This window comes from Psychrobacter sp. M4, assembly GCF_055699795.1.
This window is the reverse complement of sequence record NZ_CM146740.1, coordinates 1,493,849-1,508,041: the sequence shown is the minus strand read 5'-3', so window position 1 is coordinate 1,508,041 and position 14,193 is coordinate 1,493,849. Positions and strand designations below refer to the sequence as shown.

The 14,193-nt window shown below is 43.8% G+C and carries 12 protein-coding genes; 3 read left to right on the top strand and 9 right to left on the bottom strand.

What is annotated here, in order from left to right; genetic code table 11:
• Positions 1 to 109 precede the first annotated feature (109 nt).
• Positions 110 to 1,282, top strand: coding sequence for a JmjC domain-containing protein (locus tag ACR63N_RS06240; RefSeq protein ID WP_472782598.1), 1,173 nt, complete (start codon positions 110 to 112; stop codon positions 1,280 to 1,282).
• Between the two features lie 114 nt (positions 1,283 to 1,396).
• Here ACR63N_RS06240 and ACR63N_RS06235 read toward each other — a convergent pair whose 3' ends face one another.
• On the bottom strand, positions 1,397 to 2,818 hold the full coding sequence (locus tag ACR63N_RS06235; RefSeq protein WP_472782597.1) for an SLC13 family permease: 1,422 nt from the start codon (positions 2,816 to 2,818) through the stop codon (positions 1,397 to 1,399).
• A 304-nt stretch (positions 2,819 to 3,122) separates the two neighbouring features.
• Between ACR63N_RS06235 and ACR63N_RS06230 the strand changes: the two genes are divergently transcribed.
• On the top strand, positions 3,123 to 3,287 hold the full coding sequence (locus ACR63N_RS06230) for a hypothetical protein (protein ID WP_367103319.1): 165 nt from the start codon (positions 3,123 to 3,125) through the stop codon (positions 3,285 to 3,287).
• 102 nt (positions 3,288 to 3,389) lie between these two features.
• On the opposite strand, the gene ACR63N_RS06225 is transcribed toward ACR63N_RS06230, so the two are convergent.
• Positions 3,390 to 4,076, bottom strand: coding sequence for a YoaK family protein (locus ACR63N_RS06225; RefSeq protein WP_367106009.1), 687 nt, complete (start codon positions 4,074 to 4,076; stop codon positions 3,390 to 3,392).
• Positions 4,077 to 4,214: 138 nt separating this feature from the next.
• A complete protein-coding gene (locus ACR63N_RS06220) occupies positions 4,215 to 5,024 on the bottom strand; it encodes an enoyl-ACP reductase FabI (protein WP_367103321.1) in 810 nt (269 codons plus the stop codon).
• 398 nt (positions 5,025 to 5,422) lie between these two features.
• Between ACR63N_RS06220 and folE the strand changes: the two genes are divergently transcribed.
• Complete coding sequence (gene folE / locus ACR63N_RS06215) at positions 5,423 to 6,019, top strand: GTP cyclohydrolase I FolE (RefSeq protein WP_367103322.1); 597 nt, start codon at positions 5,423 to 5,425, stop codon at positions 6,017 to 6,019.
• Between the two features lie 122 nt (positions 6,020 to 6,141).
• Here folE and msrB read toward each other — a convergent pair whose 3' ends face one another.
• The 6 genes from msrB to yejB all read right to left on the bottom strand — a co-directional run bounded on the left by msrB (position 6,142) and on the right by yejB (position 14,169).
• Positions 6,142 to 7,398, bottom strand: coding sequence for a peptide-methionine (R)-S-oxide reductase MsrB (msrB, locus tag ACR63N_RS06210; RefSeq protein ID WP_367106010.1), 1,257 nt, complete (start codon positions 7,396 to 7,398; stop codon positions 6,142 to 6,144).
• Between the two features lie 152 nt (positions 7,399 to 7,550).
• A complete protein-coding gene (locus ACR63N_RS06205; RefSeq protein WP_367106011.1) occupies positions 7,551 to 8,864 on the bottom strand; it encodes an iron-containing alcohol dehydrogenase in 1,314 nt (437 codons plus the stop codon).
• Between the two features lie 190 nt (positions 8,865 to 9,054).
• Positions 9,055 to 10,269: a low temperature requirement protein A gene (locus ACR63N_RS06200; RefSeq protein WP_367103325.1), complete on the bottom strand. Its 1,215-nt coding sequence runs from the start codon at positions 10,267 to 10,269 to the stop codon at positions 9,055 to 9,057.
• A gap of 69 nt (positions 10,270 to 10,338) precedes the next feature.
• The gene (locus ACR63N_RS06195) at positions 10,339 to 12,006 is read right to left on the bottom strand and encodes an ABC transporter ATP-binding protein (RefSeq protein WP_367103326.1); all 1,668 of its coding nucleotides are present in this window, start codon (positions 12,004 to 12,006) and stop codon (positions 10,339 to 10,341) included.
• A 1-nt stretch (position 12,007) separates the two neighbouring features.
• Positions 12,008 to 13,099, bottom strand: coding sequence for an ABC transporter permease (locus ACR63N_RS06190; RefSeq protein ID WP_367103327.1), 1,092 nt, complete (start codon positions 13,097 to 13,099; stop codon positions 12,008 to 12,010).
• Positions 13,099 to 14,169, bottom strand: a complete 1,071-nt coding sequence (gene yejB / locus ACR63N_RS06185; protein ID WP_367103328.1) for a microcin C ABC transporter permease YejB — start codon at positions 14,167 to 14,169, stop codon at positions 13,099 to 13,101. Before yejB ends, ACR63N_RS06190 begins: the two co-directional genes overlap by 1 nt.
• Positions 14,170 to 14,193: the final 24 nt, after the last annotated feature.

Below are 14,193 nucleotides of genomic sequence, written 5' to 3'. Positions count from 1 at the left end.
AATATATTTGCATCCTCAACCATTCAAAATGTTAATTCTACTTACTTCTTGTCCCTGACCTAATAGCGACTTAGACCATTTACAACCCTTTTACAACACGGATTTATCGATGACTGCTATTCCTCTATGCCTCCCTGACGATATTACTGCTGAACAATTCTTAAAAGAATACTGGCAAAAAAAGCCATTACTCATCAAGCAAGGACTACCACAGCTTATCGGTATGTTTGAGCCTGACGATATGCTCGGCCTTGCTTTGGAAGAAGACGCCTCAGCACGCTTATTGACTCAAGCGGCTACTAAAAAAGATAATGAACCACAGTGGCAACTTAAAAAAAGCCCGCTAACCGAAGCCGATTTTGCCAACCTGCCAGCACAGTGGACGGTACTGGTACAGAATTTAGAACAATGGTCGCCTGAGCTGGGACAATTGTGGCAAGCTTTTGACTTTATTCCGCAGTGGCAGCGTGACGATATTATGGTCTCCTACGCACCAAAAGGCGGCTCGGTTGGCAAGCACTATGATGATTATGACGTGTTTTTGGCGCAAGGCTATGGATCACGGCGTTGGCAGCTGGGCATGTTTTGTGACGAGACTACTGAATTTGTAGCAGATGAGCCCATTCGCATCTTTGATGATATGGGCGATATTATATTTGATCAGGTTTTAGAAGCGGGTGATGTGCTTTATGTCCCGCCAAAGTTAGCGCATTTTGGGGTGGCGACAGATGACTGTCTCACCTTCTCGTTCGGCTGTCGCCGGCCCAATCTTATGCAAATTATCGATAGTATGGCCGATGTGGCAACCAATAATAGCGGTTTATTTGTGCCCATGCTACTACCGCAAACATTGCAGTCCTCTGGTGAGCTGCACCTGGATAGTATCGAAGCTATCAAGAAGCAACTGTTACAAATGCTGGAATCTAAGCGCGGTGATGACATTATTCGCCAAGCGGTAAGTGAGGTCGTAAGCAAGCGTCAATATGATGCGCTGGTACCTGAAGAGACGATAAGCACTGACGAGCTAATGCAAGCTTTGTCTGAGGGCGCAGTGCTACAAGCGGACTATAGCAATCGTCTGCTTTATACTCAGACTAACGATGATATAATTCTATACGCGAACGGGCAACGCCTTGATGGACTTGATGAGGCAGCGACTGCCCTACTGATGCGCTTGGCTGATGGCGAGTCCCTAAAGCTAGACGATGTAGTAGATATTGACCCTTATGAGGTGATGGAATGGCTGGAAAATGGCTGGGTATGGATGAATTATGGTGCATAGTGATTATTCATAAGTTTGCAGCTATGTTTTACCAAAAACCGATATCTAGCAAATGGCTAAATATCGGTTTTTGGTTTGAACCAGTTGGCTTGTAAAATATTTACTTACAACGCTCTATAGCAAAAAGATATATGCCCATAAGCCAACGACAAATGTAGCAATGATATTAAGCACGACCCCAGTGCGTACCATCTCTGTTTGTTTAATCAAACCGGTGCCAAAGACAATCGCGTTTGGCGGCGTGGCAACTGGTAACATAAAGGCACATGAGGCACCAATACCGATAATCAATACCAGTACTTCTGTCAGTATACCCATCTGCTCAGCAATAGCGGCAAACACGGGTACCAGTAGCGCAGCAGACGCCGTATTGGAGGCAAACTCGGTTAAGAATATAATAAATGCCGATATAGCGATCATGACCACAATAATAGGTGCTACTGATAAAGCATTGGCAACTGTTTGACCTAATATTAAAGAAGCACCTGATACTTTTAATACCGTAGACAGCGCTATACCGCCGCCAAAGAGCATGAGTACGCCCCAATCCGTATTATCGGAGACCTGTTTCCATGATACCAATCCCAAGCCTACCACAGCAACAGCGGCTGATAGTGCAATCACCGCATCAGTATCTTCAAGACCTAAAGCTGCCCCTATTTGCTTTGATAATATCCAGCTAAGCGCCGTTATAATAAAGACTATAATCGTGAGAATGCGCGATGTTGTCCAAGCAATAGGATCATCTTGATCAAGCGTAACTTTACGGTTGAGATTGGGCTTTAGTACAAAGTACATGGCCCCCAACAACAGCGGCAACAGTACTAACATTATAGGAATACCAAATTTCATCCAATCGACAAAAGCGATATTGAGCGCTTTTGCAGCAATGGCATTGGGCGGTGAACCTACGATAGTACCTAGACCACCTAAGCTTGCTGAGTAGGCAATACCTAACAACACAAACACAAAAGTACCACGATCTTTTTCGCGATCCACTTGCGTTAAGATACCCAGTGCTAGTGGTAGCATCATAGCAGCAGTAGCTGTATTTGATATCCACATCGATAAAAATGCGGTGACTCCAAATATTAGAAACACCGCTGTACCTAGCTTGCCACCTGATAAAGATAGGATCTTTAGCGCAATTTTCCTATCAAGCTGCTGCACATGTAGCGCGGCGGCTAAAGCAAAGCCACCAAAAAATAGATAAATAATGGGATTGGCAAAGCTTTGCAGGCCAATCTCAGCATTAAACTCCGGTATGCTAATCAGGGTCCCTACTACAACTACTAAGATCGCGGTGATCGTAACATGTAAAGCTTCTGTCAACCAAAGAGCGCCAATAAAGAACAATAAAGCTAAGCCTTTGTTGGCATTAATATCAAACGGTAATACGTTATAAATAATCACACTAATAATAGCAGCAATTGCCACAATGATCAGTCCTTTACCCGTTCCTTTTGGAAAAGTATCGGTAAATAAATACTCATTGCCATCATCGGGGATATGGCTATCTAACCTTTTCTCTGACATAAAGCGTCCTTATTGATTAACATAGATTGTTATACGTAACGGTATGGAATCCTTGCCCATAGTATGACTTTATTAAGAAATTGACTATCTTTAATATTACTTTTAATCGTCATTATCAAACACCTTCTTTGCACAAGCAGTTACATCGTTACATACAGTCACTAAATTGCGCCTATTGTCTCTATACAAGGGTAAGCGCTTGACTCATACTTAGTATATTAACTTATAAGCTCTGACTTATAAGTTGTTATATAGCTGAATGTTACAGAGCTAAAATAAGCTAGGCAGATAATAGGAGCATTGTATGTCACGTAATAAGATCGACTCAACCACTAAGATGGCACCAAAAGATATTAATCAAGACGGTCTGGCTAAAGAAGACCAGCAGCGTACTGATGATTGTGCTCTTGATATGATGCAAGGGTTGCACGAGCATGAAGATCACGAAGAAGAAGAAGATAAACAATAGCTAGCCTATTACTTCAGCTTCGATGAAAGTTGATCCATGAAGCCACTAGTCTATAAATATATTCTTAACTACGCAGACGCTTATCTAATTGATAGGCGTCTTTTATATTTCATTTTTGGGCTGCATCTTTTCAGGTAAATGGTTTGAAGCGTAATTATAGATAAACGCAGCCACTAGTACGATAGTAATAGGTACAAATAATGCGGCATAGCCTACTCTCACATACAAAAAAGCACCCACTGCGCCGCCGCCGAAAAAGCAATACCAAATAATCGTTTGAAAAGCGAGTGTTGGCTTACTGATGGGTCGTCCTGCCAACCAATTTCCGATAGCTGCGCCCATATCTGAGGTCAATCCGGTCAGGTGAGTGGTACGGATAACCGCTCCGCTATAAGTGGCTACCATTGCGTTTTGTAGACCGCACGCCATCGCAGCGGCCAGTTGCCCCAAGTAATCGTGCTGTTGATAGAGCCAGTAGCTTATCAATAATAATACCGCTTCTATATATAGTGCATTGCCATAGCGTCTACCCAGTCTTAGGGAGGTTTGTCCAATCACTACCCCGCTCAAGATTGCGCCTGCCAAAAAAGATAGCAATGAGGCGCCAATAAAAAGGATACTACTGATATCAAAACGAGCTACTGCCGCCGAAAAAAAGCTAACATTACCCGTAACATGTGACACAGATAGGTTAGTAAAACCAATCAAAGCGGCTGTATTGACGCATCCGGCGCTAAATGCCAACACCGCCCCGCCCCATAATATCCATTTTGGAAGTTTGGTTATCATATCTATCGCCTAAAGATCTTTGGCTAAAAAGCGATTAGTATAACTAAAAAAGGTAGCCTTTTGGCTACCTTCATATTCTTAGAGGGGTATATAAAATTATATGCAATCTTTCACACCATAATAGGTTATTAAATGTGCTTATTTCTCTGGTTCATCAAGCATCATTAACTGCTCACTGATCGCAACCGTATTAAAACCTGCATCAACGAACATGATCTCGCCAGTAATACCCGATGCCCATGGTGACAATAAAAATAACGCAGCATTACCAACTTCCATTTGACTAATATTACGCTGTAGCGGGGCTATTTTTTCGCTGATATCAAGCATTTTACGAAAGGATTTGATACCACTGGCTGCAAGCGTACGAATAGGACCGGCTGAGATCGCATTAACACGAATACCTTCGCCGCCCATAGAAGTAGCTAAGTAACGGACGCTGGCCTCTAAACTTGCTTTAGCCATACCCATAACGTTATAGTTTGGCAAAACTGAGATACTACCTTCATACGTTAGAGTCAGCATTGAGCCTTTGCGCATTGCCAGCAGCTCACGCCCCGCTTTTGCAAGAGCAACAAAGCTGTAGCTTGAGATATCATGTGCAATATGGCTACCCTCGCGCGTGGTTGCATTAACAAAATCACCATCGAGCTGCTCCATGGGTGCAAAACCGATCGCGTGAACTACGCCATCGATACCATCACCCCAGTGCGCTTTCACTTGCTCAAAGCACTTGGCGATAGACTCATCGGAGGCCACATCACACTCAAGTACCATATCAGCTTCAAAGGCTTCAGCTGCCATATCTACCCGCTTTTTAATCTTATCATTTGGATAGGTGAGAATCAGCGAGGCGCCTTCACGATGTAGAGCCTCAGCTATGGCCCAAGCAATGGAGAGTTTGCTGGCGATACCAGTAACGACGAAGCGTTGTCCTTGCAATAGCATAATGTATCCTTATTAATAGGTTAGATGACTGATATTAAATGATTGATGTTAAGTAATTGATATCAAATAACTAAGATTGATAGCTTGTATTAAATCACTAGAAAATGATTTGATTCACGCATAACTTATCATGACAAGCGAGAATAATGAATTACCAAATTTATCTCATTATACATGAATCATATTAAGTAAACAGTCGTAAACTATTAGTATTGCATAGAGACTATAAAACATTAAACGTCGCTGAACAGAGCGCAGCGGTATGAAGTTAAGTCCATTTCAAGTATAATCACCGCACTTCCAAGCTTGCATATTTTAATAGAGTCCTTACCAATTATCTTCGGTAAAATGGGATTTAGCATTGAGCATTACCTACATTTTGGATGGCTGCCAAACCTATGAGTAATACCCCAGTAATAACATCAGACTATAAACAAAGTATTGAGTCCTATCGCCAATTGATTATCTCCACTGGTGAAGACTTAAAGCGTCCAGGGTTAGAAGATACACCGATGCGCGCCGCGAAAGCCTTTGCTCATCTAACCGAGGGCTACCAGCAAAGCTTAGACGAGGTCGTCAACGAGGCCATATTTCCCTCGACCAACCGTGAGCTGGTACTGGTACAAAATATAGAGTTTTACTCTTTATGCGAGCATCACATGCTACCCTTTCATGGTATTGCGCACATTGGTTATTTGCCAAACGGTCATGTGTTGGGCTTATCAAAATTTGCCCGTATCGTTGATATGTTCGCCCGTCGCCTGCAAATTCAGGAGAATCTGAGTGAGCAAGTAGCGCAGGCTATTATGGATGCGACCGGTTGTCGCGGTGTAGCCGTGGTAATGGACGCCTCGCATATGTGTATGATGATGCGCGGGGTCAGTAAGCAGCATTCAACCACGCGCAGCACTGCGATGCTTGGCGAGTACAAGCATGATAATCAAGCGCGTAATGAGTTTTTGGGGGCGATACCTACGCGCGCGCCAGCTTTTTAGGCGGTTTAGGCGGTTTTAGTAATTTAAAGTTGTCAAGATTTAAAGTTAAAAAAAAAGGATGCTTATAGGCATCCTTTTTATTCTATATACTTTTTGTTCTAGAAGCTTTGTTGAAACAAGGGCTAACCCACTACTTTTACCTCATCTATCCACTTACCATAGCCCTCTGCTTCCATCTGAGCTAGCGGAATAAAGCGCATTGCTGCCGAGTTCATACAATAGCGCAGACCTGTTGGCGCAGGGCCATCATTGAACACATGACCGACGTGTGAGTCAGCGTAACGGCTACGAATCTCCGTACGAGTAGTAAAAAAGCCTTTGTCTTCTTTTTCAACGACCATATTATCGTTCAATGGTCGCGTAAAGCTTGGCCAGCCTGTACCAGACTTGTACTGATCACGCGAAGAATAGAGCGGCTCGCCTGATACCACATCGACATAAATACCCGGCTCTTTGTTGTCCCAATACTCATTTTTAAAGGCGCGCTCGGTACCATCTTGCTGCGTAACCTTGTATTGGATCTCACTAAGCTTACTTTTTAATTCCTCTTGGCTTGGCTTGACAAAAGTATCTGGATTAAAGCCTGAGCTTGTGACGACTTTAGAGGTTGTAGTAGTCTCTGTCACTGCCGGTTTCGCGCTGTCAGTGTTAACATTTGCGCTATTAGCATCTACACTGCTCGCAGTAGGCTTAAACTGACTAAAATCCAGCTCATAGTCTTTACCGTAGACGCTTTCAATGAACTGATAACGACCGGAGTTAAAAGTATAGGCTTTATAACGTAGCGGATTCTTTTTATAGTAATCTTGATGATAATCTTCGGCTGGATAAAAATCGCCCGCAGGAACGATTTCAATGACTACTGGTTTATCGTATACTCCAGACGCTTGCAGCTCTTGCTTAGCATCCTCAGCTATCTGCTTTTCTTGCTGATTATGATAAAAAATAGCGGGACGATACTGGGTACCGCGATCGACAAATTGACCTTGATCATCAGTAGGATCGGCAATTCGCCACAACGCTTGCACTAGGCCGTTATAAGTTATTTTCTGTGGATCGTAGTAAATTTGCGCCGCTTCTGTATGACCAGTACCCCCTGCCGATACCGCCTCATAAGTTGGGTTTGGCGTTTCACCGCCAGCATAACCCGACACCACTTCTACTACCCCAGGAATTTTTTCGTACCCGGCCTCAACACACCAAAAACAGCCACCAGCTACCGTAGCTACCGCTAAATTGGGATCGGTAGGTGCGTAAGGGTTCTCTGCGTTAGGTTTTTTTACTGTGGTACTATTTTCAGCAGCAGTACAGCCTGCATATAGAGCGCTACTTGCTACTATAGCCATACCGATAATTTTGGCTTGAGATATGAATTTCATAAAGAAAATCCTAGGGTAAGGTAATATTTATAGCAATCATTTGTTAGTACCGAGAAATAACCGATGCTAAAAGATTTCTATAAGAATATATATGAAGTATTTTTAAGCTTTTTCAACCCATCAAAAGCAACCTTATATCCTTTATAAACACTCTAGGCAACTCTCGTATTTATTGAACGGCCATTAATACGCTCATCACTTGCTAGCTTAATTTTCTTTAAAATATCTTTTATCTTTGACGCTGACATATAGGTCGGCACAGCATAAGTGTCGCTAACTTCTTTGGCCGCTGCTTTAGCAATCGTCTTAAAGTCGCTCTCTTGCATACCTTTTACCACAGGATCGATACCTACCGTCGCAAGCAACTCCCTGACTTTGGCGATCAAGTGATCGGCCAGCTCGCCATCACTACTGTCCACTTGATCGTTATCTATAAGATTGATCTTTCTTGCCAGTGTGGCCAGTCTTTTTTCACTTGCCTTACGGTTTAAATCAAGAATGTAAGGCAGTACGATAGCATTAGCACGACCATGCGGAATATGATAATAAGCGCCTAGCTGGTGCGCGATAGCATGGACGTAGCCAAGCCCCGCTTTATTAAAGGCAATACCACCATAATGCGCGGCAACGCCCATCTCTTCTCTTGCCTTAAGATCATTGCCATCTGTATAAGCACGCGGCAAATATTGCATCACCGCTTTAGCAGCAGAGGCTGCGTAATAATCAGTCTCGGCGCTAGCATTAACACTCATCCATGCTTCTAGCGCATGCGTAAGGACATCAATGCCAGTATCAGCGGTGATATGCGCTGGCATTCCTTGCATAATAGTCGGGTCAATAGCTGCGGCTAGTGGCACCATCTTTGGGTCGATGGCAATCTGTTTTTGATGAGTCTTATCTTCTGATACCACCGCGCCAAGTGTCGCCTCGGAGCCTGTACCGGCGGTAGTGGGCACGCAGTACAATGGCAAGCTAGGCTTTTTGGCCTTAAACAGTCCGATGAGTGCTTTGGGCGAGCAGTTATTACCCTGCGCCATCGCCATCATCTTAGCGGCATCAATGACGGAGCCGCCACCAATGGCAACGATTGCATCACAGCCAGTATCGATAGATTGCTGTAGCCCCTCTTCAACTACTACGAAAGTAGGGTCTGGGGTGATCCCATCATAAATATGATAGCTAGTATTATTCTTTTCTAAATAATCGGTCACTTTTGACAGCACGCCCAATTTATTGAGCACCGCATCAGTTACGATAAAGACGTTGGTCGCGCCTTCATTGATGAGCATAGCGCACAGCTCATCGCAAGCCCTCTCGCCTACAAACAACATCGGTCTTGGTATAGGCAGCACTAGCGAAAACGCTTTAAGCGCCTTGGCGCGCATTTTTGCAACTGTGAGGTAGCCAGCATGATGCAAGGTTTCATGAGTCATTAATTTGGCGAGGTTTGGTTTTGTTGCAGACATAAAAAATCCTTTTTAACAGTATTTCAACTTAAGAGCATTTCGACCCTATAAATATTGTTTATATATTTATAACGCACCTAAAATAGAATATTGTTCTTTATTATTGTGCCACTATCTTTTTTAGGATGTCGCAGTTATTGTGAACGCTAGTGTTCTCATTGTAGATCATAAAAATCATCCTAGATTTTCTCTATGGCGAATCGCTTTTGTTAGCCAACCATTGCTTGTTATCCTCATTAAAACAAACAATCATTATCATAGGCGCAAGGATGCTGAGCCAAATGCCGTAAGTGATGGGTACGCCTTGCATGACGACAATATAGCTTAACCCTATAATTAATAGCGCCAGTAAAATAGCGACGATATTACGACTGGATTTATTGCAGATAGTCGCTCGCAAAATCGTTAGCGTTAGCAAAAAGGTAAACAGCATTGCCATTAATATACCCATCGCATAAGGCGGTAAAACAGCATATTGGCTGTTGTCGTTGGCCACAGCAGCATCCGTAACTAGGTTGAGCGCGCTTCCTAAACCTGCTATGGCAACAAATACAAAAAAGTGACCATAACCGAATAAGAACAAGTCAAAACGCTCGCGCTCTTTTTTTAAGATGTTATCAAAAGGAATAATAAAGTAGAGCCACCATAGGGTAAACACCAGCGATACCAAGCTTAGCCCTAGTACAATAATAACGCTGGCAGGAGATTCTGAGTTGACCATAAAATACTTGATGCTATTACTGACCCCAACTATGCCTTCACCTAGAACGATGATGGTTAACAGGCCATAGCGCTCGGCAAGATGCTCAGGATTCCAGTTATTAAATTGCTCTGAGCGTGCCCATAATGGCATCAGCAGCTCGGCTAAGATAAATACGAACAATGCTGGCGTCTGTAATGAGGAGGGCAGAAACAACCAAACGATCCATACTGCCTGCAAGGTTGATAAACCAACAATACTACGCCAAGCGACTTTTTGATGACCAGGTACTTGCTGATATACTCGCCACCACTGACTACAAAGTGCAAGGCGCATAATGGCATAACCGGCCACTCCAATCCACGTTAGACCTTGCTCAAAAAACTGATTAATATTAGCGGCAATCATCAAAGAGCCAAACATCTGTAGCATCACGGACAAGCGATAGTACAGATCATCAGGATCATAACCTGAGGCAAACCAAGTAAAGCTGGTCCAAGCATTCCACAAGATAAAAAACGCCACCACAAAGGTTAAAAACCCTGAAAAATCCTTCTCACCCAAACGCTCATAAAAACCGCTGGCAGCAGCAGAAACGGCAATGACGTATACTAAATCAAATAATAGCTCAAGCGTGGTTGAGGTGCGATTTGTCTCGTTAGGATCGCGGGCACGGATGGTTTTTATGGCAAGTGAGCCATGCATATAGATGCTCCAATTTTTGAGAAAAATACGATGGCTAAATGACAAGAGCTTAGGCTATTGATTATTTCGTTACAAAATACTCGCCTGCAATAACCGCTTGGCATAAGGGTGCTCTGGATGATTAAAAACCTTTTCAGTAGCTCCTGACTCAATACAGACGCCCTCTTTGAGTACCATCAAATACTGACACAAGGCGCGCACAACTTTTAAATCATGGCTAATAAAAATATAGCTAATATGCGTTTTTTGTTGAATCTCACGCAGCAAGTTCACGACAGTAATTTGTGTGGTGCTATCAAGCGCAGAGGTAGGCTCATCGAGTATAATGAGTTTTGGCTGCATCACTAGCGCCCGTGCTAGCGCTACCCGTTGACGCTGACCACCCGATAGCTCATGCGGATAGCGATGGGCAAAGTCGCTAGGTAGATGTACTGTCTCTAAACTATCGAGCACCGCTTGCTGGCGAGCTACCTTATCAACGCCTTGTACCAGTAGCCCCTCCTCAATAATTTGCATGACGGTCATACGCGGATTGATACTAGCAAAAGGATCTTGAAAGACCATTTGAATTTGCGAGCGGAACTTGCGTAGCTCCTGTTTAGATAACGCTAACAAATCTTCTCCATTAACTATTACCTCGCCGCTTACCTTAGCTTGATTGGTTAGCAGTTTAGTCAATGCCAGCGCAATAGTCGTCTTACCAGAGCCAGACTCGCCGACGATACCTAGCGCTTGACCTGATTGCAGACTCATATCGGTATCTTTTACCGCCTCAAACCAGCGCTTGGTGCCGCCAAATAGACTTTTCTCAATAGGAAACTGCACTTGTAAATGGTTAACAGTTAGCGCCGGGGTTTGACGGCCAGTTTTGTCTGCAATGACAAGCGCTTGCCCAAAATCTTGCTGCATAAGGGTGCGCGTATAATCGGCCTTAGGCTGAGCAAAAATACCTGCCGTTTTGCCTTGCTCAACGGTCTGTCCTTGACGCATAACAATAATATTTTCGCTATAACGCCTAACTAAATTAAGATCATGGCTAATCAATATCATCGCCATATTGCGCTCCGCCTTAAGATCATTTAATAATGCCAAAATCTCATGTTGCAAAGTCACATCAAGCGCCGTTGTTGGCTCATCAGCGATCAAAATATCAGGCTGCTGCGCCAGCGCCATGGCGATCATTACCCGCTGACGCTGTCCTCCGGATAATTCATGCGGATAGCGATTAAGCTTATCGGCTGGGTCTGTAATATTGACGTCATTTAATAAAGCGATACTTTGCTTGTGCCATCGCGCCTTAGGTACGCCGCTTAAACGTAGTGATTCGGCGAGCTGCTTGGCGACGGTATGCAACGGATTGAGGGCGGTCATCGGTTCTTGGAAAATCATACCGATACGCTGTCCGCGAATAGCTTTCAAAACACTGTTGTTATTATCGACACTATCGACAGCCAGCTTGCCAATATCTTTTAAGACAACATTACCACCTATGCTTAGGCTATTTGGTAATAGTCCTAACAAGGCCAAACTTGCAATCGATTTACCAGAACCCGATTCACCAACGATGGCCAGCGTTTGACCTTGATACAACTCATAAGATAAATTATCGACCAAAGCTACGTTTGAGCGTGTATGAATGCTTAGCTTATCTACTATAAGGACAGGCTCGTTAATAGAGGGGCCGTCATTATGCAGGTCGTTATGTACGGTAGCAGCAGTTTTATGGTTTATATTCATACTATGAGCGCCTTGGGTCAAAGGCATCACGTAGCGCCTCACCAATAAAGATCAACAAAGACAGTATAAAGGTCAAACTAAAAAATCCTGATAAAGCCAACCATGGGGCATCAAGGTTGTTTTTACCCTGTACCATAAGCTCTCCAAGTGAAGGCGATCCGGGTGGTAGACCATACCCTAAAAAGTCCAAAGCGGTTAAAGCGATAATATTAGCCGTGAGGATAAATGGCAATTGCGATAAGCTCGATGCCAAGGCATTGGGCAGTATGTGCTTGAGCATAATTTGACTATCGGGTACGCCCAAATTGCGCGCAGCACGTACATAATCAAAGTTACGCGCGCGCAGAAACTCAGCTCTTACCAAACCGACCAGTCCCATCCAGCCAAACAGCAGCATCAGGGCAAAAAGTATAGTAATACTGGGGCTAAATAAGCTGACTAAAATAATAATCATAAATAGCTGCGGCAACCCGCCCCAGACCTCCATAAAGCGCTGTCCTGCCAAATCAACCCAGCCGCCATAATAGCCTTGGATAGCACCCACAATAATACCAATTAAAGCGCCTGCAAGTGTTAAAGCCAAACCAAACAATAACGATACACGCATACCATAAAGAATGCGCGCCAACACATCACGGCCCAAATCATCGGTTCCTAACCAGTTTTGGCTATTAGGCGGTGCCGGATAAGGAACGCCCAGCTCCACATTCGGTGTCTGATCAGCGAAAGGAATAACTGGCATCACCAGATAGCCTTTATCATCGATAAGCTGTTGTACTGCAGGGTCTTTATAGTTGGCTTCGGTCTCAAAAATACCGCCAAAAGTGGTTTCAGGATAAGCTTTTAAAACAGGAAAATAGTAATCTCCATCATACTGCACGAGTAAAGGTTTATCGTTAGCGATCACATTAGCCGCCATGCAAATAACAAAGATAATGCTGAAAACAATTAGTGATATGACGCCTAAGCGATTATGGCGAAAACGATCAAGCCGAGCTTGCCAAATGGGATTTAGGCGAGACTTTTTAGCTTTGGATAAAGGCGTAGCTGCGGTAGTAGGCTGGTTACTTGATATAGGATGGTTGCTTGGCATCAGCGTCCCTCAAAATCAATACGCGGATCAATCAAGTGATAACTTAAATCGCTAATAAGCTGTAATAGTAGACCGACTAAAGTAAAAATAAATAACGTCCCAAATATCACCGGATAATCACGCTGCTGAATAGCCTCAAACCCAAGCAGCCCTAAACCGTCAAGTTTAAAGATAATCTCTATAAGAAAATTACTAGCAAAGAAAATACCAACGATAGCGGCTGGGATACCGGCGATAATAATGAGCATAGCATTACGAAACACGTGACCATAGAGCACTTGCCGCTCGCCTAAGCCTTTGGCGCGTGCGGTAAGCACATACTGCTTACCCAGCTCCTCTAAAAAGCTAAATTTAGTCAAATATGTCAAGCCTGCAAAGCCGCCAACCGTACTTGCCAGCAGCGGTAGTGCTAAGTGCCAAAAGTAATCTTTGATTTTACCAAGCAAGGAGAGCTCTTCAAAATTCTCTGATGTCAACCCTTGTAGCGGAAAAATATTCCAATAACTGCCACCAGCAAAAAATACTAATAAGATCACCGCAAATACAAATACGGGTATCGCATGTCCAATCGCAAGGAGCATAGCCGTCGCTTTGTCTACCGCAGAACCATGATGCATGGCTTTGTAAATACCTAAGGGAATGGCAATCATATAAATGAGCAGGGTACTCCAAAGCCCAAGCGATATCGAGACGGGTAATTTTTCTATGATCAAGTCAGTGACTGTCTGTCCCTTAAAAAACGATTCACCAAAATCCAGCTGCGCGTAGTTTTTGAGCATCAGCCAAAAGCGCTCAGGGGCTGATTTATCAAAACCATATTGCGCCTTTATAGCAGCAACCATATCATCCGATAGTCCGCGTGTGCCTTGATAGGTGCTGTCATTACCGCCTGCACTACCCGCACCAACATTGCCACTTAGCGCATTGTCTTTGGCGCCCTGTTCAATAAGTGCCATCTGCTGCTCAACCGGACCGCCCGGAGCCGCTTGCACAATGACGAAGTTGGCCAGCAAGATTAAAAATAACGTCGGTAGTATGAGTAGCAGTCTTTTGAGGATATAACGACCCATAACGACTTCCTAAATAAAATAACA